An 18,655-nucleotide genomic window follows, 5' to 3' on the forward strand; every position below is an offset into this window, starting at 1 on the left:
GCGGCGCGGCGGGGCGCATTTCCCCGCCCAACTCTGGCGGAGCGCCGCCCGGCGCCTTAGCCACCGGCCCCGCCAGAGGTGCCCCGAGGCGGGGCACCGGCCGGCGGTTCGCCTCGGTCGTCATCGGAGCCCCATCCCGTTCCGGAACCGGGCCAAAAACGCCTTCAGGCGCTCGCTTTTCGGCCGAAGGAGCACCTCATCGGGCGGCCCCTGTTCGACGATCTTGCCGCCGTCGATGAAGACGATCCGGTCGGCGATCTCCCGGGCGAACTGCATCTCGTGGGTGATGAGAAGCATCGCCATGTCCCCTTTGGCGGCGATCTCCTTGATGACCGCCAGCACTTCCCCGACGAGCTCCGGGTCGAGGGCGCTCGTCGGCTCGTCGAAGAGCATCACCTTCGGCTCCATCACGAGGGCCCGGGCGATGGCGACCCGCTGCTTCTGCCCGCCGGATAGCTGCGCCGGATATTTGTCGGTGTGCTCCGCCATGCCGACCCGCTCGAGCATCGCCATCGCCCGCCGGCGGGCTTCCTCCGGCGGCATCCGCCGGACGTGGATGAGGGCTTCCGTCACGTTCCGGAGGACCGTCATGTGGGGAAAGAGGTTGAAGTGCTGGAAGACCATGCCGATCTTTCCCCGGACGCGGGCCAGGTGGCGCTCGTCGGCAGGAACGCGCCGCCCCCGCCGCACCATCGACCAGAGGGGTTCCCCGTCCACCTCGATTTCGCCGCCGGACGGCGTCTCCAGCGTCATGAGCATCCGGGCGAGAGTCGTCTTGCCGGACCCCGACGGCCCGATGACGACGACCTTTTCGCCGGGATACAGGTCGAGATCGATCTCGTCCAGCACCGTCATCGCACCGAACGCCTTTTTGACGCCGCGGAAGCGGACGATCGGCCGCTTGGCGGCGGCGTCTCCCCGGGCGCGGGCCCGATCCTGAAGGGCGCGATTCGCATCGACGATCGCCGGCGCACCGGCCATTTTCATCTCCCCCTCGGAACGAAAATGTTTTAAACTTGCCGTCGTTTTTAAGCTCGCCGTCGCCATCGGGCGCCCCGTCCGGCCCCTCAGCCGGCCCGCCCGAAGCGCGCCTCCAGCCACCGGACGACGAGCGACGCCGGGTAGCTCATCAGGAAGAAAAAGACGCCGACGACGGTAAACGCCTCGAGATAGCGGAACGTCTCCGAGCCGAACTGCTTCGCGACGGCCATCATCTCCGTCACGTTGATCGCAAAAAGAAGCGGCGTCTCCTTAAAGAGCACGATCAGGTAATTGCCCATCATCGGCACGATCGGGCGGATCGCTTGAGGCAGGATGATGCGCGTCCACGTCTTGCGGCGGGAAAAGTTGAGGGCCCGGGCGGCCTCCCACTGTCCGCGGTCGACCGCCTCGATCCCCGCCCGGTAGACTTCCGACAGATACGCGCTGTAGTGAATCCCCAGACCAACGACGCCGATGGCGAACACCGACAAGCGAGGAAACGCGACGTACAGAAAGAGAAGCTGCACCAGAAGCGGCGTGCGGCGGACGAATTCCATCGCCGACTCAACCGCCCCGCGGACGAGGGCCGACCGGCTCCGGCGGGCGATCGTCCAGGCCAGCCCGGCGGCGGCGGCGACGACGAATCCGAGGAGGGTCGCCGCGATCGTCACCGGGACGACGGCGGCGATCTTTCGGGCCGCCGCCCATGCGACGTCCCAGCGCCATTCATCCCCCATCACGCCGACCTCCCGACCCGCGCCCGCCGCTCGAGCCGCCGGACGATTGCGCTCGTCGCGGTCGCGATGAGGAAGTATAGGACGAGGAGCAAAAGAAAGAGGGGCACCTCATACCGGGCGTACGTCGTCCGGAGGGACATCGCCTGAAACGTCATATCCCCCAGCGTGATCATCGAAACGAGGGACGTCCCCTTCAACAGCTCGATGAGCAGGTTGCCGAAAGGCGGCAGCATGAGCGGCCAGGCCTGCGGCAGGATCACCCGGCGAAAACGGACGAGCGGCGACAGGTTGAGGGCGATCGCCGCCTCCCACTGCCCTTTCGGCACCGAGCGGATCGCGCTGCGGACGACCTCCGACCCGTACGCCCCGTAGTTCAGGCCGAGGCCGAGGACGCCCGCGGCCAGGGCCGAAAGCTCCACGCCGAAAAACGGAAGCGCATAGTAAAGCCAGAACAGCTGAATGAGAAGCGACGTGCCCCGAAAAAACTCCACGTAAGCCGCCGCCAGCGTTCGGACGATCGGGAAGCGGGAGAGGCGAAGGAGCCCGACGGCAAACGACAGCCCCAAAGCGAGCATCGCTCCGAGGACGAACACCTCGAGCGTCACCCGAAGGCCGCGCAAAAGCCCCGGAAGGAGCAGGATCCCGGCTTCCATCCGCCTTACTTCGCGGCCTCCTTCAGCACCGCATCGGCCGTCATCCCGTTCGGAAGCTCCGCCTCCGTAAAGCCGAAGGGCCGGAGGAGTTCCAGGAGCTTTCCGGACTGCTCCAGCTCATGCAACTTTTCGCTGTAGCGCTTCGCCAGGTCGGCGTCCTCTTTTCGGAAGGCCGCGGCGCCGTAGCCGTACACTTCCTTCCCGTCGACGACCGGCTGCTTGAAGTCTTCGACCCGTTCGATCTTGTCGCTCCCCGCCGACTCGAGCATCGCCTGAAGCGACGGCCCGGTCATCGTGATCGCGTCGACCCGGCCCGTCTCCAGCGCCTTCACCGCCTGGGGCTGGTCCTGAACCTGCACGATCTGCTCCTCCCGGACGCCGGCCGCCTTCAGATAGTCGATTTCGACGGCGCCGCTCATGACGGCCACCTTGAGGCTCGGATCGGCGGCGATGTCTTCATAGCTGCGGAGGTTTTTCGGATTCCCCTTCGCCACCGCCAGCGCTTCCCCGATGCGGTACTCCGGATCGGCGAAGACGACTTCTTCCGCCCGCTTCGGCGTGATGAACATCCCCGCCGTCACGACGTCAAACCGCTTCGCCTTAAGCCCCGGGATGAGGGACGAGAACTCGACGATCTGCCCGCGGATCTCCGGCACCCCGAGCTCCGAAAAGACCGCCCGAGCGACTTCGATCGCCTCGCCGGTCAGCGTCCCGTCGGCCTCTTGATAAGCGTACGGCTTTTCGTTCGCCAGCCCGACGGTAACGTAACCTTGTTCCTTCAAGCGCTTGAGGAGCGCCGGCTCGCCGGCTCCCTCGCCGCCCGATCCGGATCCGTCCCCTTCGCCCGAGGGCGCCTCCGCCGTCCCCGTCTGACCGCCCGGGGCCGTCCCGCCCCCCGGTCCGCCGGAGGATCCGCAACCGGCGACGACGAACGCCACCGCGATGAACAGCCCCAAAAGCCCGACCGCAAGACGCCTTCCGTCTTGCCAAAACGTTCGCTTCACCGCCGTCCCTCCCTGTCTTCATCTTTCTCTCCTCCCCGGGCCGAACCGTCGCGAAGACCGCCGCAACGACCCGGCTTCCGTCGCGGAGAGCGCCGCAACAACCCCGTTTCCGCCGCGGGCGATCCGGCATCCGCTCCCCTTCCGGAGACCCGAACCGGAAGGCCACTCCGGCGCCGAAACGCCAGCCATTCGGATGAAAAAAGGCGCACCGATCCCGAGGACCTTCCCCGGACCGGTGCGCCTACGGCGCCCCCGTGGCACGCAAAGAAGACAAAAAATCTTCACTTAGAAGGCATTTTCTTGCGGAGGGTGAATGTGTATTAAATGCACTGGCCTGGGTAAAAAGAAAACATTCACCAAGCACCGCTTGGCCTTCTCTGCGTTAGCCTACGGGGTTAGCTGACGGGCAGGATGGCAGAGAAGCGTGCATCCCTCTCGGATATCGTCCGAGATTAGCCCCCGAGGAGTGGGTCCCCCGTTCCCGCGGCGCGGCAATCCGCCCGCGAGATTCGGCCCGGATATGGAGCTTTCAAATTCGAGTCCATCGTAACACCGCTGGCCAGGGGGGTCAACCCCAAGGAAGTGACTAATTTTGCATCACTCCCCTTCCAGCCGCGCCCGAAGCCAGTTGACATCGACGACCACCGGCCGGCCGGTCCGGAGATCCGTCGCCGGCCGCTCCGGTTCGCCGAGGTCCGAAAGGAGCGCCCAGGCGCCGTCGAACACCTCGCCGCGGGTGTAAAAACTCGGCGTCACCACCGTCCGAAGGCCGGCCGCCAGCGCCGCCCGAAGGCCGTTTTCCGAATCTTCGAAGGCTATGGCCTCATCCGGGGCAAGGTCGAGGCGCTCCAGCACCCAGAGGTAGACATCCGGCGCCGGCTTTTTCGCCGGCACGATGTCGCCGGCCCCGATGACATGAAAGGACCCGCGCAAACCCGCCCGCCCGAGCAGCGCCTCCACGTTGTCTGGCGTCGTCGTCGTCGCCACCGCCAGCCGAAGGCCCTCTGCCTCTGCCTCCCGAACGAGGCGGGCGACGCCCGGCCGGAGCTGAACCGCTCCGCTCCGGACCCAGGCGGTGTAGTGCTCCGTCTTTTTCCGGTGAAGCGCCGCGATCGCCGCTTCGTCGAGCGCCGGGCAGTCGGGGCACCGGTCGAGGAAGTGGCGGATCCGCTCTTTGCCGCCGGTCACCCGAAGGAGTTCTCCGTACGTCGCCTCGTCCCACACGATGGGTAGACCGGCCTCGGCAAAGGCCCGGTTAAAGGCCATCCGGTGTCCGTCCCGCTCGGTTTCCGCCAGCGTCCCGTCAACGTCGAAGACAAGCGCCCGGAGCACGGCCGACCCTCCTTGACTTTTCGCTTCAGATTCGGTAAGGTAAAGGCATTGCCACGCGCGGCTGCTGGCACGCGGACGCCGGACGGCGTCCGGTTCGGCATAGAGGGCGTCCGCAGGAACGGAGCGCCCGAATTCACGGACGATTTTATCCTAACGCAGGAGGCGACGTTTGGCAACATGGCGCGGTACACCGGTCCGACGTGGCGCGTAAGCCGCCGCCTCGGCATCTCCCTCTCCGGCACCGGCAAAGAGCTTCGGAAGCGGCCCTATCCGCCCGGCCAGCACGGACCCGCCTCGCAGCGGCGGAAACTCACCGAATACGGCCTTCAGCTCCAGGAAAAGCAAAAGCTCCGCTTCATGTACGGCCTGACGGAGCGGCAGTTCGCCAACCTGTTCCGGAAGGCGTCCCGCATGAAAGGGAATACCGGCGAAAACTTCCTCCGCCTGCTGGAGCTCCGCCTGGATAACATCGTCTACCGGCTCGGCTTTGCCCGCACCCGCCGGGGCGCCCGGCAGCTCGTCAACCACGGCCACGTGACCGTCAACGGCCGCCGGGTCGACATCCCGTCTTACCAGCTCCGACCGGGAGACGTCGTCGGTCTGACGGAAAAGGCCCGGCAGATGGTCGTCGTCCGGGATGCCCTCGCCCAGCGGGCGTATCTGCCGGAGTACCTTTCCTTCGACGAGCACAAACTCGAAGGCACCCTCCTCCGGCTGCCGGAGCGCTCCGAGCTGCCGCAGGAGATCCAGGAAACCCTCGTCGTCGAGTTCTACAGTCGCTGATCCCGGCCAAAGCCGCCGATCCGTTCAACTCCAAACGTCCGCACAAAAAGCCCGCACGTCGGTGCGGGCTTTTGGCGTTTCTTTTGGCTCTGGACCGAACCGATCCCCGGGCGCATCGGGACCGATCCCGGCCGTCCCGGACCCCGATTTTCGGTCGTCCCGAACCTATGGCCGGTCGTCCGCGGCCGATTCCCGGACGTCCTCCCGCGCCGACGGCCCGAGGGTCACCCGGGCGATGAGCCGTTTCCCGACCTGGACGACCATCCCTTCCCGGACCGGAAGGCGCGCCTTCGGGTTCAGGATCCGCTCGCCGTCGATCCGGACCGCCCGCTGCTCGACCATCCGCCGGGCTTCCGACAGGCTCGAAACGAGGCCGAGCGCCTGAAGAAGCTTCAGCACGCCGACGGTCCCGTCTTCGACGGCCACCTCAGGCAGCCGGCGCTCCTCGATCTCCTCCGGCAGGCCGCCCTCCTGAAACACGGTGCGAAAATGCCGCTCCGCCGCCTCCGCCGCCGGCTCCCCGTGATACATGGCGACAATCCGCCGGGCGAGGCGCATCTTCGCATCCCGCGGATGGAGCGACCCGTCGGCGAGGCCGGCGGCGACGGCTTCGACCTCCGCTTCGGACAGATCCGTCACCAGCGCGTAGTAGCGGAGCATCAGGTCGTCCGGGATCGACATCACCTTGCCGTACATGGTTTCCGGCGGCTCATCGATGCCGATATAGTTCCCGAGCGACTTCGACATCTTCCGCACGCCGTCGGTCCCCTCAAGAAGCGGCATCATCAGAACGACCTGCTCCGGCAGGCCGTAGTCCCGCATGAGCTCCCGGCCCATGAGCAGGTTGAACTTCTGATCCGTCCCGCCGAGTTCCACGTCGGAGCGGAGGACGACCGAGTCATACGCCTGCATCAGCGGGTAAAAGAATTCGTGCAGCCCGATCGGCTGGCCGGCGGTATACCGTTTCTCGAAATCGTCCCGTTCGAGCATCCGGGCGACCGTCGTCTTCGCCGCAAGCTGGAGCACCTCGGCGAAGGTGAGCTTCTCGAGCCAGGCGCTGTTGTAGACGAGCTCCACCCGCGACATGTCAAGAATTTTTCCGAACTGCTTGACGTACGTCGCGGCGTTCTCTCGGACTTCCGCTTCCGAAAGCTGTCGACGGGTTTCGGACTTGCCGGTCGGATCGCCGATCCGGCCGGTAAAATCGCCGATCACGAGCTGCACCACGTGCCCGAGCTCCTGAAACTGCCGGAGCTTCTGCAGCACGACCGTGTGGCCGAGATGCACATCCGGCGCCGACGGATCGAGGCCGAGCTTGACCCGAAGCGGCCGGCCGCTCACGACGCTTTCCCGGATCTTCTCCCGAAGGCCGTCTTCCGGGATGATCTCCACCGCACCCCGGGAAAGGAGGCGGAACTGCCGCTCCACCTCGGCCCGAACCGCCGGATCGTCCCGGTGGGCGTTCACCGCCGCCGACCGCTTTGCTTCGCCCGGTTGGACCGCATCCATCGCCTTCACTCCTTCGCTCCTCTCAGTATAGCCCGAGCCGGTCTTTCCTGCAATCAAAGAGGCGCTATGCTATAATAGGCCCGAATTCAAGGGGGGTCGATCATGGCGGCCGAACGGTCGAAGAAAAAGACACCTGCCGGAAGCCTCATGCCGGCGCTCCGCCTCTTCCTTCTCGCCTTCGTCGGCCTCGCCTTCCTCGCCGCCGGCACGGTCCTCGGCTTTATCGCCTCCGTGCTCAAGGACCAGCGGGTCTTAAGCTACGACGACATCAAGCAGGCGATCGCCCCGGAAGCCTTCTCCAGTTTCGCCTACTACCGGGACGGCACCCTCATCGGGCGCCTGCCCGGCGCCGAATACCTCCAGTACGTCACCCTCGACCAGATCTCGCCGTACGTCATCCAGGCCCTCATCAGCACCGAGGACAAGGGCTTTTATCGCCATCCCGGCGTGAGCCTTCGCGGCACGATGCGGGCGATCCTGCAGCAGGTCACCGGGAGCGACGTCCAGACCGGCGGCTCGACCCTGACCCAGCAGCTCGTCAAACAGACGCTCCTCGAAGACCTCTACCGGGAAGAGCTGAGCGGCAAAGTCAAAGGCGACGCCCTAAAGCGCCTCAAATACCGCCGCAAGCTGAACGAAATCCTCCTCGCCCTCCGCGTCGAGCGGGTGCTCACCAAAGACCAGATCCTTGAAGCGTACCTGAACCGGGTCTACTTCGGCAAAAGCAAGGACGGCACGAATCTCTACGGCATCCAGGCAGCCGCCAAAGGGTACTTTGGCATCGATGCCAAAGACTTAAACCTCGCCCAGGCCGCCTACCTCGTCGGCATGCTCCAGGGACCGGCCAAATACCTCCCCTACAACGACGAGACCTACCGGGACGGCCTGGAGCGGATGAAGCTCGTCCTCGGAGAGATGGAAAAAGACGGGAAAATTACGCCGGCGGAGCGGGAGACGGCCCTCGCCTTCGACATCCGGGCCCACCTCGTCCAGCGGTCGGACACCGCCTATGCCCGTTCGCCGTACCTCCTCTACGCCATCATCGACGCCGCCGCCGAAGCCCTCGCCGAAGACGACCTCCGGGCGCAGGGGATCGACCCCGACCGCCGGGACGACCCCGACGTCCGGCCCCTCTGGCAGGAACTGCTCGAGAAGCGGGAGCGGGACGTCCTCACCAAAGGCTACCACATCACGACGACGATCGACAAAACCCTCTTCGACGCCTTCGAGGCGATCGCCCGGGACGACAACAACTTCTGGACGAACCCGCCCGCCTACACCGCCGCCAACGGCAAACGCGTCGACCATCCCGTACAGCAAGTCGGCGCCGTCCTCATCGACAACCGGACCGGCGCCATCCTCGCCTTCATCGGCGGCCGCGATTTCAAAAAAAGCAAGATCAATTTCGCCTTCGAACCCCGCTCCCCCGGCTCGGCGGCAAAGCCCGTCCTTGCCTACGCCCCGGCCCTCGAAGAGGGGGTGCTCCTGAGCCCTGACGTCTTCGTCGACGACGCGCCGATCGTCCTCGCGGACGGCGGAAAGGAGTTTGCCCCGGCCAACTACGATCGCCGGTTCCACGGCCTCGTGCCGGCGCGGCAGGCCCTCGCCCAATCGTACAACATCCCGGCGATCAAGCTCTCCCTCGCCGTCGGCCTGCCGAAGGCCATCGACTACGGCCGGCGCATGGGGCTTCAGCACCTCGTCCCGGGCGACGAACACTCGTCGACCGCCGCCATTGGCGGGCTTGCGCACGGCACGAGCGTCGCCGAACTCACCCAGGCGTACAGCGTCTTCCCGAACGGCGGCAGACTCATCCCGAGCTACATGATCGAGCGGATCGCCGACGGCCAGGGCCGGACGATCTACCAGCACGAGCGGCGGGAAATCCCGGTCTTAAGCGAAGAGACCGCGTATTTGATGAACGACATGCTGACGAGCGTCATGACCTCCGGCACCGGCGCGAGCATTCGGCAGGCGATGGAGCGGGCCCACGGCCGCCGGGCCCTCGCCGGGAAAACCGGCACCTCGGACAACTACGAAGACATCTGGTTCGTCGGCTACACCCCGACCCTCACCCTCGGCGTCTGGACCGGCTTTGAAGTCAAAGGGATGAAGCTCGGGGGCTACCCGCCCAAAAACGCCCGCACCCTCTGGCCGATCCTCATGAACAAAGTGCTCGAGCTCAAGCCCGAGCTCTCGCCGAAAGACGCCGCCTTCCCGAAGGCGAAGGAGATCGTCCAGATGAGCGCCTGCGTCGTCTCCGGCAAGCTCCCGACCGACGCCTGCCGGGAAGGCGGCTGGGTGAAGACGATCGCCTTCAACAAAAAATACCTCCCGACCGTGCCGGACGACCGCGTCCAGAAGGCCCGGATCGTCGTCGTCGACGGAAAAAACTACATTGCCCTGGACTCGACGCCGGACGACCTCGTCCTGAAAAAAGTGCTGATCAAGCGGGATCCGATCCGGATCCCGAAAAACCCCCGGCCCGGCGTGAGCTACACCGTTCCCGACGCCGACCTCACCCTGCCGACGGAGCTCGACCCCCGGAAACTCCTCCCGGACCCGCCGTCGGCGCCCAAAGGCCTTACGGCGTCGTACGACGACGCGACGCGGACCGTCACCTTAAGCTGGCAGCCAAACCCGGAGGGCGATATCGCCGGCTACCGCATCTACCGCCGGACGCTCACCGGGATGGAACACGTCGGAAGCGTCATGAGCCACCTGCCGACGACGTTCAGCGAGCCCCTCGGTGACCCGTTCGTCGTCTACACCGTCACCGCCGTCGACATCGGCGGCCGCGAATCGCCGCCGGCCCAGGACGTAAGCCCCTTCGGCACGCCGGCCGACGTCCGGAAGGCGCCGAGCCCGCCGAAAGGCTTAAAGGCCGTCCGAACCGACACCGGCGTCGTCCTCACCTGGGACCCGAACCCCGAACGGGAGCGGGTCGAGCGCTACCATATCTACTACGCGCCGGACAAAGAAGGGCCGTTTGAGCGCATCGGCACGACGGACACGCCGTATTTCGAGGTTCTGACCTTTGCTGACGACGGCTACTACGCCGTCTCCGCCGAAAACGTCCTCGGAGAATCCGACCGCTCTAAAGCGGTGCAGCCGAAGACGAAAAACGGCCAAGAGCCCCCGCCGTCCCCCGTCCTCCCCGGCGAACAAAACGGCGCCGGCGAAGGCGGCGGGAACGGGACCGACGGCGCCGGCGCGCCGGCAAACGAATCGCCGCCGAAGAACGACAAGGGGCCGACCGGCCTCATCTCGCCGGACGTGGGCGTCACCGCTTCCCCGGCCGGAAGCGTCCCCCTTTCGGCACCGATGGACAACAAGAAGAAGAAAAAAGAATCGCCGGCCCGTCCGTAGGCCTCACCCGGCGGGTCGGCCACCGCTTTATCCGCAGGCCCCCTCGCGCAAACCGTCACCCCCTTCGCGGATCACCCCTCTACGCACTGACCCGTTTTTCCGTCCGCAGCCGACCCCGCACCCGCCCATCGACGGCCGAAGAAGGCGCGGTGCCGACGGTTTCTGCTCCAATCTTCACGATCGGAAAAATCACGGCCCGGGAGGCGTCCTCCCGGGTCCGTTTTGCATATTTTACATGTTGACGCCGGCACGCCGACGGGATATAATTGCTGATGCGTAGCCGAACAAAGGCGGCAGAGCAACCCATGCAGGTGAAGTGCTCATGCGGGTGTAGTTCAATGGTAGAACTCCAGCTTCCCAAGCTGGCGGCGGGGGTTCGATTCCCCTCACCCGCTCCATAAAAAAGCCAGGAAAAACGCCGGTTGCCGGCGTTTTTTTGTATCTCATCACGATCGTTCCCGCGACCGGTCGTCAACCCGCCAGTAAAGCCAAGCGATTTTCACCTCAACCGTCTGCCGCAGCACGGAGCTTCCCTGTTCCTCCGCGATTTCATGCAGAACGCGCGCCACCCTCTCCTCCAGCCCCGTCTCATTCATCGGCTGAAAACGCAGAAACAGCGAAAACCGCTCGCTCGCCTCCTCGATCGAAAACTGCTGTTCCCACCGATCGTCGATGAAATGGACGGTGGGGTAATACCCATCAAGCCAGAGAAGATTGAACGCCGCGTAAATTCGGTTCATCGGCGCCCCCTCCGACGGCAGGCCGAGCGCTTGTCGGAGGCGCCGGAGGATCGGATCGCGCCGGGCAACAAAACCGCTTAAAAAGCACGCCTTCCGACACACCTGCATCATTTTGTAAAAGGCATCCACGTTGCGGATCGCCGGCGTCATCGAGGCAAACACCAGGTCGAACGTCCGCTCCCACCCCCGGGAATGGACGTCGATCTCTTCCCATGCGGCGATCTCAAACGCGGTCCGATCGCTCACCCCGAACCGAACGGCGTTCGCCTTCGCATGGGCGATCATATCCGCTGCGATGTCGATGCCGGTGACGCGATGGCCCGCTTCGGCAAAAGGGATGGCGAACGTACCAGGGCCGCAACCGATGTCGAGGATGGACGCCTGTCCTTCAAACGCCCCGAGGTCCTTGAGCCAGCCGTACAGACGTTCAAAACGTCTGCGATGGCGGTCGTCGTTCAGCTGTTCGCTGAACGCCTTGGCCCGCCGGTTCCAGAACGCCTGCTGGATTTCATATCGGGGCCCGGTATCTTCCCACAGGTCGATAAAATGGCGATAAAGGTTGTCCGGTGCTGGAGCACGCATTTTCGTTATCCCTTTCCATTGTATTTTCGCTCATCCCGCCGGTGCGGCCGATGAGTTTCCCCCCGTCGGTGATGCGATCGGCAACGCGGCGGAGCAAAGGCAGATCGTGGCTGATGCCGAGCCAGCCGATCTGGCGCTCCCGGACGATCGACAAAAGAGAACCAAAAATTTGGGCCTGGGTGATCGCGTCCAGCAAGCCGGTGATCTCATCGGCGATGGGGTGGCGCACGGGACCGGACAAGGCGCGAGCGATGCACACCCGCTGCACTTCGCCTCCGGAGACTTCGTGAGGATATCGGCGCAGCCAGGACGGGTGAACGGCCAGGCGCTCCAGCAAATTCTGATCGATTTCACCGGCCTCTTCCAGCACCTGCCGGAGCCTCCAGCGCGGGTTCACGGCGCGCTCCGGGTGCTGATGGATCATCGGAACCGGCCGGAAACCTGCGGGCAAAATCGGACGGCCGCCCAGGAGAACGGTCCCCTCAACCGGCCTGAGGTAGCCGGCAAGCACCCGACCGAGCGTCCACATCGACTCGTCGTTTGACCTTTCGCCGGGAACAAAGCGCCCGGCCGATCAGCCGAGCAGCTTCAAAAACTCTCGCATGAATCCGGGGAGATCCGGCCAGGCGTGCCCGGAGACGAGGTTGCCGTCGACGTGGAGCCCGGCGTCGACGTAGGTGGCACCGAGGTTTTCGACGTCCGGACGGCAGGCGGTGTAGGCGCTGACCCCCTCCCCGGATCGAAATCCGGGGGTTCCGCGGTACTTGACGCCCTCTCCGCAAGGAGCCCTTTTGAACTCCTCACGGCGTCGGACGTTTTCCCCGGAACTTCTCCGGCGAGCCCCTCTGTCCCCGGGACGGCGCGAGGCTCCGGGACTGCCCGGACTCGGGGCTTGTTCCTTCAGAACGGGCGTTCTAAAGGGATTCGGCCCGGATCGAATCCGACCGTCCAGCCGCCCTCCACGCCGCCAGAAGACGCGGGCCCGCGTCCGGCCAGGCTTTCTGTGCCTCGCCCGCGTGGAGGGCATGATCGCGATCGACGAATGCCGCAAGAAAGGCGGAGAAAAGATCCCGGTGCATCTCCGCGCCGCATTCCGGGCAGCGATGCACCCTCTGAGACAGCGGTTTGGGTTCCACACGGCCGCAAATGCACGTCCGGGACAGTTTCGCTTTCCTGGGTTCGATCGGGAAGACCCACCCGCCGGCTCTCTCAGCCTTGCGGGTCAGAATCCTCACGAACGTTCCCAGCCCGGATCGCTTGATGCTTCGCCCGTACCGGCTTTTTTGCCAGGCTTTCACGTCTGGCTTTTCGACCTTCCAGAAGGCGGTCCTGGCGATGAACCGGTTGGCCAGTTCGTGCAGGTAGCGTTTCCGTTCGCTTTTTTCTTTCCGTTCGATTTCGCGGATGCGCGCTTCGGTTCGGAGAAGGGCCTTTGTCTTGCGCCAGATCTTCGGCCCCGGTTTGACGCGACCGTCCGGGAGATAGTTCTCCGGATTCGCCGCCCGGCGCTGTCGATCGGCCTTGCGGTGAAGTTTCCGAAGTTCCCGCCGGTGTTCTTTCAGCGCCGGGGAAATGAGCGAATCGATCCCCGCTTCCTCGCCGTCGTACCAGGCGATCTGACGCGGGCCCGGATCCATCCCGCCGATCGCTTCAGAGCCCGGAACCGGCAGCTTTCGGAAAGAATCGCCTCCCAGAACCAGCTGAACGAAGTACCGCCACCCGTCCTTCCCCATCCGTCGGACGATGCGGGCGTATTTCACGGGCCGGTCCAGCCCGTGCAGCACCACCGGATCGCTCCGGTCGATCAGCGCCGGAAGCTGAAGCCCGCGCCAGTAGAGATGATCCGTTTTCCAGATGAGGCCGGCGGACGGGGATTTTCCTTCGATGGAGAAAACGAGGCTTTTGATCCGGTTCTTTCCTTTGAAACGCGGCTTCCCTCCCCGGCCGGTCGACCAGCGTTCCAGGGCCTGAAAGGCCCGGGTGGCCAGCTTCTGGGCTTCGTGCGGACCGAGATGATGGCCGATCCAGCTTCTCCTGAGATCGGTAACGAATTTGTGCAGGCTGTACTCGGTAAAACCGTACTCCGTTCTCAGGTCTTTGAATCTTTTTCTTCTTCCCCCGGGATCGGTTTCCGTTTTGGCCGCCGCGGATCTCGGATCTTGACGCATGGCGCGGAGTCGTTTGAATCCTTCGGCCAGCACCGCGTTGTAGAGATTTCGAGCGGCTTCAAAGCGCTTTTCGAGAAGATGGGCCTGCCAGATTTGAACGCGAAGGGGAAGTTCGAGGACGAAGGTCGGTTCGGAACCCGACATTTTTCCGAATCTCCCGCTGGGTTTTCTCGTTGGATGATATTATACCACTCTTTTACAACTCTTTCCCTGCTTTTCCCCGGACTGAAGTCCGGGGCTTGCACAGGGGGATTTCTGTCAAAAAAGATCCGAATCGATCCGAAAATCTCGCCAAGAAAGGATGGGGAACGATGGCAAGCGGAGAAAAGAAAGGCGAAAAGAAAGTGGCGATTTTGACCGGGGCGTCCCGCGGCATCGGCCTCGCGGTCGCCCGGCGGATGGCGGAGGAAGGGTATCGGCTTATTCTCAACAGTCGTGAGCCGGAACGGGCCCTGGCTTCCGTCTCGGCGGGGGCGGAGGTCGTGCCGGTGGCTGGCGATCTCGGAGCGCCGGAGACGGCCGCGCGGCTTATCGAGGCGGCCGAAAGGTTCGGGCGGCTGGACGCGCTTTTGATCAACCACGGCGGACCGCCGATCAAACCGCTGGTCGACGTGACGGACGATGAATGGGAGCGCTTCTTCCGGCTGATGGTGCTGGGACCGATGCGCCTGCTTCGAGAAGCGCTGCCGCTTTTCCGCCGGGCCGGCGGCGGAAACGTCGTCGCCGTCGGCTCCTACACGGTCAAGGAGCCGCAGCCGGGCATCGCCCTGTCCAACGCGCTTCGGGCGGCGCTGGTAAACGCGTTGAAGACGGCGGCCCTGGAGCACGGGCCGGAGAATGTACGCATTAACATCGTATCGCCCGGTTTTATCCTTACCGACCGGGTGCGGGAATGGAATGAAAGCTATGCCCGCCAAGAGGGGGTGGCGCCGGAGGACATCGAACGGCGCACGGTGGAGCGGATCCCCCTCCGGCGCTACGGCCGGCCGGAAGAGATCGCGGAAGTGATCGTGTTTTTGTTGACGAAAAACACGTACATGAGCGGGCAGCAGATCCTGGTGGACGGCGCCCGAACCGTGGCGCTTTGACCTTTTTCCCGGAATGAATTCCGGGGCTTTCGCCGGACGGTTCCTGTAACGAAGGGGATCGATGCGATGGCTTGCGACCGTCCGGCGTTTGAAAGCCGCTCGTTTACGTTTGGCACGCCCTCGTCTGACAAGGCGCCGTTTCGACCTGAAAAGTGGCATGGTCGATACAAAACGTCTCGCGAACGTGCCGTGCGGCTTCCCGCAAGACGGTTTGCGCATCCGCGTCTCCGTGGACGACGAGGTGGCAGGATAAAGCATCGAAATCGGGGGCGATCGTCCAGATGTGCAGGTCATGGACGTCCACCACGTTGGGAAGGCTCCGCAGCGCCTCTTCTACCCGCCTTTTTGACACGGTGCGGGGTACGCCTTCCATCAGGATGCGCACGGCGGAGGTGATGACGCCCCAGGCGCTCCTTGCGATCAAGGCCGATGTGACCACACTGATGAGCGGGTCGGCCCCGTACCACGAAAATGCGTACATTAGGAACCCCGCGACGATCGCCCCCACCGAACCCAGCAAGTCTCCGATCACGTGCAAATATGCGCTCCGCACGTTCAAGTTGCCGTGCACATCCCCCTTGCGCATCAGCCACCACGCACTCGTTGCATTGGCGAAAAGCCCGATCGCCGCGATGGCCATCATCGGACCGCCGGCCACCTCAGGCGGGTTGCGAAAGCGCTCGACCGCTTCCCATACGACCCAACCCGCAACTCCCACCAGGGTGAAGCCGTTGAGAAGCGCGGCAAGCACCTCGACCCGGGAGTAGCCGTAGGTCATGCCCGGGGAAGCCGGTCGCGCGGCCAAGAAAAGGGCAAGCAGGCTCAGGGCGAGCGATCCGGCATCGCTCAGCATGTGCCCGGCATCGGAGATGAGGGCCAAAGAACGAGTCCACAAACCTCCGATGAACTCCAAAAGCATGATCGAAACGGTGATCCCCAGAGCCGCGGCGAGGGCCCGCCGGTTGTTTGGCCGTCCTGTTTCCGCACTGTGGGGATGTCCATGAGGATGGGGATGCATGCCACCTTCCTGGTTCGTAAAACCTACCTGAACTTCATTTCAGGCAGGGACCCCTCCGAACCAGGCGGTCACCTCCTTTCAGAAGCAGGGGTCTGGGCCCGGGCGTCCCACCCGGTGTGCTCACGGGAAGGTCATCCTTCCCCGTCCCCCGGTCTCGTCTGCACGGCCGGACGGTCGATTTCTTCTATCGGGTATCTTCGGTGACCGCTCGGAAGCCGAATCGGTCGGATGAACCCTTTTTTCTCCCACTCCCGGAGACGGTTGGGGTGCACGCCGAGCTTTTTTGCCGCTTCGCGGATGGATAGAAGTTCCATGTCTTTATGGCATCAAGACAGTAAATTTCAATCATGAACAGGGTGGTTATCCGTAACTGCTACGAACCTCCTTAATCATGCGCCAAATGTGCGAGTCCTTGACCGAGGAGCGTCAGCACATGGTCATCGTCACACGAATAGAAAAGCGACTTTCCCTGCCGGCGATATCGAACCAGACGGATGGAGCGGAGAAAAGCGAACCGGTGGGAAACGGCGGATTGGGAGAGTTCCAGCGCTTCGGCGAGCTCCGTGACGGAACGTTCTCCCTGGGCCAAAAGAGGCAAGATGCGGATGCGCGTCGGATCGGCCGGCGCCTTAAACGTATGCGCGACGCGTTCTGCTGCGTCCGATTCTACAATATGGCTCTTCGCCGTCTCTCCGGTTCATCTGACCTCTCAATTCTCAACGTAATAATAGCACGAATGACGGCTGTTTTCAGCGCCGAATTCCCCGTTCCCCCAATGCTTCACGGGCACCGGTTTACTTCGCGCCGGCGATGCGGTACAATGATCTGGACCCGACACCTGTAAAGACGAAGAAACCGGCGTCGGGAAGAAGCCGGCGTCTGTTGGAGAGGCTCCCGCGTCAAGCGGCGGTGCCGGCCGGCGAGCGCGCTGAGCCAGCGGTCTACGCCCAGCACCTGGCGCCCTTCGGGTCATGCCGATTCGTGAGCGCATCCCTATGAGAGCATCACTCAAGAATAAGGTCTGGGAGGAGGGCCTCCATGCCGGCAGAAACGATCGGGCTTTTGGTCTACCTCTTCTTCCTCATCGCCGGTCTCCTCGGGCTCGCCGTGCTGTTCGTCCGCCGGGCGCCTTGCCTCGGCGGCGCCTGTCCGACCCCCCGTCCGAAGTCGTCGGGGCGAACCGCCGCAGGAAGAAGCTTTTCCCCCTCGTCCGAATCTCGGAGCGGCGTCGTCGGGGACGCGCCGCTTCGGGCAGACCGAGGCCGGGCGGCCTCGGGCGGGGAGGGACGGCCATGAGCGCCCGCTTTGGCGCGATGCCGGGTGACGTCTTCGGCGCCCCAAGGGAAACGCCGTTTTACGCCCGACGCGAATGGCGCCTCGGCGCCCTCGGCTTCATGGTCGACGCCTTTGACGTCGGGCTGTTTTCGTTCGTGCTGGCGCTTCTGGCCGCCGACTGGGGCCTCGGTCCGGCGGAGCGGGGGCTCCTCGGGAGCGCCAACTCCCTCGGCATGGCCGTCGGCGCCTTCCTGGCCGGCCTCATTGCCGATCGCTGGGGCCGCCGCCTCGTGTTCATGGGGACGCTCCTTTTCTTTTCCCTCGGCACGATGCTGAGCGCCCTCGCCCTCGGCTTCGGCATGATGCTCGCCTTTCGCTTTTTCATCGGCCTCGGCCTCGGCGGAGAGCTTCCGATCGCCGCGACGTACGTCTCGGAGACGGCGCCGCCGCGCGAGCGGGCGCGGGCGGTGGTGATGGCGGAAAGCTTTTGGGCGATCGGCTGGTTCCTCGCGGCGCTCCTCGCCCATTTCATCATGGCGAGGCACGGCTGGCGGGCGGGCCTCCTTTTGGGCGGACTCCCGGCGCTTCTCATCCTCTATGCCCGCCGGAACCTGCCGGAGTCGAAGGCGTTTCTTCGCCTCAAAACCGATCGCCGAAAAGGCCGCGGCGACGGCGGCGACCGGGACCGGGCGGCCGACGGCCGGACGGCCGCGGACGCCGGGGCGGTGTCGGCCGGGCAGCTGTTCGACCCGGAGCATCGCCGCGGAACCGTCACGCTCTGGACGCTCTGGTGGGCGATCAACTTTGCCTACTACGGGATGTTCCTCTGGCTGCCGAGCCTGATGATGGCCCGCGGCTTTGACGTCGTCCAGAGCTTCGAATACGTCCTCTGGATGACCGTCGCCCAGCTTCCCGGATATCTCTCGGCCGCCTGGCTCATCGAGCGCCTCGGCCGCCGCCCGGTGCTCGCCTTCTACCTCCTTGGAACGGCCGTCGCCGCCTACGGCTTCGGGCAGGCGTCTTCGATCGCGGCGCTCCTCGGCTTCGGCGCGGCGCTCAACTTCTTCAACCTCGGCGCCTGGGGAGCGCTGTACGCCTATACGCCGGAACTCTATCCGACGGCCCTTCGCGCCCGCGGCGCCGGAACGGCAGCGGCGATCGGGCGGCTCGGGGCGATCGTCGCGCCGTATGCGGTCGGATGGCTCCTCGGCCGTGGTTTCACCCAGGCCGGCGTGTTCTGGCTGTTCGTGACGGTGCTCCTTTTGGCCGTCGCCACGCTCCTCCTCCTCGGACCGGAAACGAAATCCCGAGCGGCTCTGGGCGAAGCGTGAGGCTCGAAGAAATCCCGGAGCAAAGCGCAAGGCCCGGGGAAGCGCAGAGTGAAGCGAACGGCCCCGCTTCGGTCCCGGAAGAAAC

At 64.7% G+C, this 18,655-nt stretch carries 17 protein-coding genes, 1 tRNA gene, 1 pseudogene and 1 riboswitch; of the genes and pseudogenes, 6 read left to right on the forward strand and 13 right to left on the reverse strand.

Annotated features, from left to right (window positions below; all coding sequences use genetic code 11):
- Window positions 1-120: 120 nt before the first annotated feature.
- The 5 genes from ehuA to K2M58_RS09955 all read right to left on the reverse strand — a co-directional run bounded on the left by ehuA (window position 121) and on the right by K2M58_RS09955 (window position 4,707).
- Window positions 121-1,047: an ectoine/hydroxyectoine ABC transporter ATP-binding protein EhuA gene (gene ehuA / locus K2M58_RS09935; protein WP_289628245.1), complete on the reverse strand. Its 927-nt coding sequence runs from the start codon at window positions 1,045-1,047 to the stop codon at window positions 121-123.
- A 20-nt stretch (window positions 1,048-1,067) separates the two neighbouring features.
- Window positions 1,068-1,718, reverse strand: coding sequence for an ectoine/hydroxyectoine ABC transporter permease subunit EhuD (ehuD, locus tag K2M58_RS09940; protein WP_220677419.1), 651 nt, complete (start codon window positions 1,716-1,718; stop codon window positions 1,068-1,070).
- The gene (gene ehuC, locus K2M58_RS09945; RefSeq protein ID WP_066199593.1) at window positions 1,718-2,371 is read right to left on the reverse strand and encodes an ectoine/hydroxyectoine ABC transporter permease subunit EhuC; all 654 of its coding nucleotides are present in this window, start codon (window positions 2,369-2,371) and stop codon (window positions 1,718-1,720) included. Before ehuC ends, ehuD begins: the two co-directional genes overlap by 1 nt.
- Before the next feature lie 5 nt (window positions 2,372-2,376).
- Window positions 2,377-3,375: an ectoine/hydroxyectoine ABC transporter substrate-binding protein EhuB gene (gene ehuB, locus K2M58_RS09950; RefSeq protein WP_252393454.1), complete on the reverse strand. Its 999-nt coding sequence runs from the start codon at window positions 3,373-3,375 to the stop codon at window positions 2,377-2,379.
- Window positions 3,376-3,743: 368 nt separating this feature from the next.
- Window positions 3,744-3,900, reverse strand: a riboswitch (cyclic di-AMP (ydaO/yuaA leader).
- 72 nt (window positions 3,901-3,972) lie between these two features.
- Window positions 3,973-4,707: an HAD-IA family hydrolase gene (locus K2M58_RS09955; protein WP_220677420.1), complete on the reverse strand. Its 735-nt coding sequence runs from the start codon at window positions 4,705-4,707 to the stop codon at window positions 3,973-3,975.
- Between the two features lie 177 nt (window positions 4,708-4,884).
- On the opposite strand from K2M58_RS09955, the gene rpsD reads away from it, so the two are divergent.
- Window positions 4,885-5,490, forward strand: a complete 606-nt coding sequence (rpsD, locus tag K2M58_RS09960; RefSeq protein ID WP_066199587.1) for a 30S ribosomal protein S4 — start codon at window positions 4,885-4,887, stop codon at window positions 5,488-5,490.
- 165 nt (window positions 5,491-5,655) lie between these two features.
- Here rpsD and tyrS read toward each other — a convergent pair whose 3' ends face one another.
- Window positions 5,656-6,999, reverse strand: a complete 1,344-nt coding sequence (gene tyrS, locus K2M58_RS09965) for a tyrosine--tRNA ligase (protein ID WP_220677421.1) — start codon at window positions 6,997-6,999, stop codon at window positions 5,656-5,658.
- A 102-nt stretch (window positions 7,000-7,101) separates the two neighbouring features.
- Here tyrS and K2M58_RS09970 point away from each other — a divergent pair, with 102 nt between their 5' ends.
- Both K2M58_RS09970 and K2M58_RS09975 read left to right on the forward strand, forming a co-directional pair.
- Window positions 7,102-10,368 carry a transglycosylase domain-containing protein gene (locus K2M58_RS09970; RefSeq protein ID WP_220677422.1) on the forward strand — a complete coding sequence of 1,089 codons (3,267 nt, stop codon included), beginning with the start codon at window positions 7,102-7,104 and terminating at the stop codon, window positions 10,366-10,368.
- Between the two features lie 324 nt (window positions 10,369-10,692).
- A tRNA-Gly gene (locus tag K2M58_RS09975) sits at window positions 10,693-10,766 on the forward strand.
- A gap of 48 nt (window positions 10,767-10,814) precedes the next feature.
- Here the strand turns inward: K2M58_RS09975 and K2M58_RS09980 are convergent.
- From K2M58_RS09980 to K2M58_RS13040, 4 genes and pseudogenes are all read right to left on the reverse strand, one after another.
- Window positions 10,815-11,690: a class I SAM-dependent methyltransferase gene (locus tag K2M58_RS09980; RefSeq protein WP_220677423.1), complete on the reverse strand. Its 876-nt coding sequence runs from the start codon at window positions 11,688-11,690 to the stop codon at window positions 10,815-10,817.
- Entirely contained in the window at window positions 11,617-12,219 is a 603-nt protein-coding gene (locus tag K2M58_RS09985; protein WP_220677424.1) for an ATP-binding cassette domain-containing protein, read from the reverse strand. The genes K2M58_RS09980 and K2M58_RS09985 overlap by 74 nt, the downstream gene beginning before the upstream one ends.
- 45 nt (window positions 12,220-12,264) lie before the next feature.
- Window positions 12,265-12,417: pseudogene (locus K2M58_RS12725) on the reverse strand (DJ-1/PfpI family protein); the annotation flags it as partial.
- A 187-nt stretch (window positions 12,418-12,604) separates the two neighbouring features.
- Complete coding sequence (locus K2M58_RS13040; protein ID WP_354667513.1) at window positions 12,605-14,002, reverse strand: RNA-guided endonuclease InsQ/TnpB family protein; 1,398 nt, start codon at window positions 14,000-14,002, stop codon at window positions 12,605-12,607.
- 200 nt (window positions 14,003-14,202) lie between these two features.
- On the opposite strand from K2M58_RS13040, the gene K2M58_RS10000 reads away from it, so the two are divergent.
- Window positions 14,203-14,946, forward strand: coding sequence for an SDR family oxidoreductase (locus K2M58_RS10000; RefSeq protein WP_220677427.1), 744 nt, complete (start codon window positions 14,203-14,205; stop codon window positions 14,944-14,946).
- Window positions 14,947-15,049: 103 nt separating this feature from the next.
- On the opposite strand, the gene K2M58_RS10005 is transcribed toward K2M58_RS10000, so the two are convergent.
- The 3 genes from K2M58_RS10005 to K2M58_RS10015 form a co-directional block, all read right to left on the reverse strand.
- Window positions 15,050-15,964: a cation diffusion facilitator family transporter gene (locus K2M58_RS10005; RefSeq protein ID WP_220677428.1), complete on the reverse strand. Its 915-nt coding sequence runs from the start codon at window positions 15,962-15,964 to the stop codon at window positions 15,050-15,052.
- A gap of 131 nt (window positions 15,965-16,095) precedes the next feature.
- A complete protein-coding gene (locus K2M58_RS10010; RefSeq protein ID WP_220677429.1) occupies window positions 16,096-16,278 on the reverse strand; it encodes a MerR family transcriptional regulator in 183 nt (60 codons plus the stop codon).
- Between the two features lie 71 nt (window positions 16,279-16,349).
- On the reverse strand, window positions 16,350-16,637 hold the full coding sequence (locus K2M58_RS10015) for an ArsR/SmtB family transcription factor (RefSeq protein ID WP_220678887.1): 288 nt from the start codon (window positions 16,635-16,637) through the stop codon (window positions 16,350-16,352).
- Window positions 16,638-17,002: 365 nt separating this feature from the next.
- Between K2M58_RS10015 and K2M58_RS10020 the strand changes: the two genes are divergently transcribed.
- Both K2M58_RS10020 and K2M58_RS10025 read left to right on the forward strand, forming a co-directional pair.
- Window positions 17,003-17,260 (forward strand): hypothetical protein, encoded by a 258-nt coding sequence (locus tag K2M58_RS10020; protein ID WP_220677430.1) that lies wholly within the window; start codon window positions 17,003-17,005, stop codon window positions 17,258-17,260.
- 98 nt (window positions 17,261-17,358) lie between these two features.
- Window positions 17,359-18,570, forward strand: a complete 1,212-nt coding sequence (locus K2M58_RS10025; RefSeq protein ID WP_252393618.1) for an MFS transporter — start codon at window positions 17,359-17,361, stop codon at window positions 18,568-18,570.
- Window positions 18,571-18,655: the final 85 nt, after the last annotated feature.

Origin of the sequence: Hydrogenibacillus sp. N12 (assembly GCF_019645935.1) — a bacterium.
GTDB classification, from domain to species: domain Bacteria; phylum Bacillota; class Bacilli; order Thermicanales; family DSM-22653; genus Hydrogenibacillus; species Hydrogenibacillus schlegelii.

What these genes read in the sequence shown, in the direction of transcription:
- K2M58_RS13040 (WP_354667513.1), bottom strand. Translation starts at nt 14,002, where the DNA reads ATGTCGGGTTCCGAACCGACCTTCGTCCTCGAACTTCCCCTTCGCGTT.
- ehuA (WP_289628245.1), bottom strand. Translation starts at nt 1,047, where the DNA reads ATGGCGACGGCGAGCTTAAAAACGACGGCAAGTTTAAAACATTTTCGT.
- K2M58_RS10020 (WP_220677430.1), top strand. Translation starts at nt 17,003, where the DNA reads ATGCCGGCAGAAACGATCGGGCTTTTGGTCTACCTCTTCTTCCTCATC.
- K2M58_RS10025 (WP_252393618.1), top strand. Translation starts at nt 17,359, where the DNA reads ATGGTCGACGCCTTTGACGTCGGGCTGTTTTCGTTCGTGCTGGCGCTT.
- ehuC (WP_066199593.1), bottom strand. Translation starts at nt 2,371, where the DNA reads ATGGAAGCCGGGATCCTGCTCCTTCCGGGGCTTTTGCGCGGCCTTCGG.
- K2M58_RS09970 (WP_220677422.1), top strand. Translation starts at nt 7,102, where the DNA reads ATGGCGGCCGAACGGTCGAAGAAAAAGACACCTGCCGGAAGCCTCATG.
- ehuD (WP_220677419.1), bottom strand. Translation starts at nt 1,718, where the DNA reads ATGGGGGATGAATGGCGCTGGGACGTCGCATGGGCGGCGGCCCGAAAG.
- K2M58_RS09980 (WP_220677423.1), bottom strand. Translation starts at nt 11,690, where the DNA reads ATGCGTGCTCCAGCACCGGACAACCTTTATCGCCATTTTATCGACCTG.
- K2M58_RS10010 (WP_220677429.1), bottom strand. Translation starts at nt 16,278, where the DNA reads ATGGAACTTCTATCCATCCGCGAAGCGGCAAAAAAGCTCGGCGTGCAC.
- K2M58_RS09985 (WP_220677424.1), bottom strand. Translation starts at nt 12,219, where the DNA reads ATGTGGACGCTCGGTCGGGTGCTTGCCGGCTACCTCAGGCCGGTTGAG.
- rpsD (WP_066199587.1), top strand. Translation starts at nt 4,885, where the DNA reads ATGGCGCGGTACACCGGTCCGACGTGGCGCGTAAGCCGCCGCCTCGGC.
- tyrS (WP_220677421.1), bottom strand. Translation starts at nt 6,999, where the DNA reads ATGGATGCGGTCCAACCGGGCGAAGCAAAGCGGTCGGCGGCGGTGAAC.
- K2M58_RS10005 (WP_220677428.1), bottom strand. Translation starts at nt 15,964, where the DNA reads ATGCATCCCCATCCTCATGGACATCCCCACAGTGCGGAAACAGGACGG.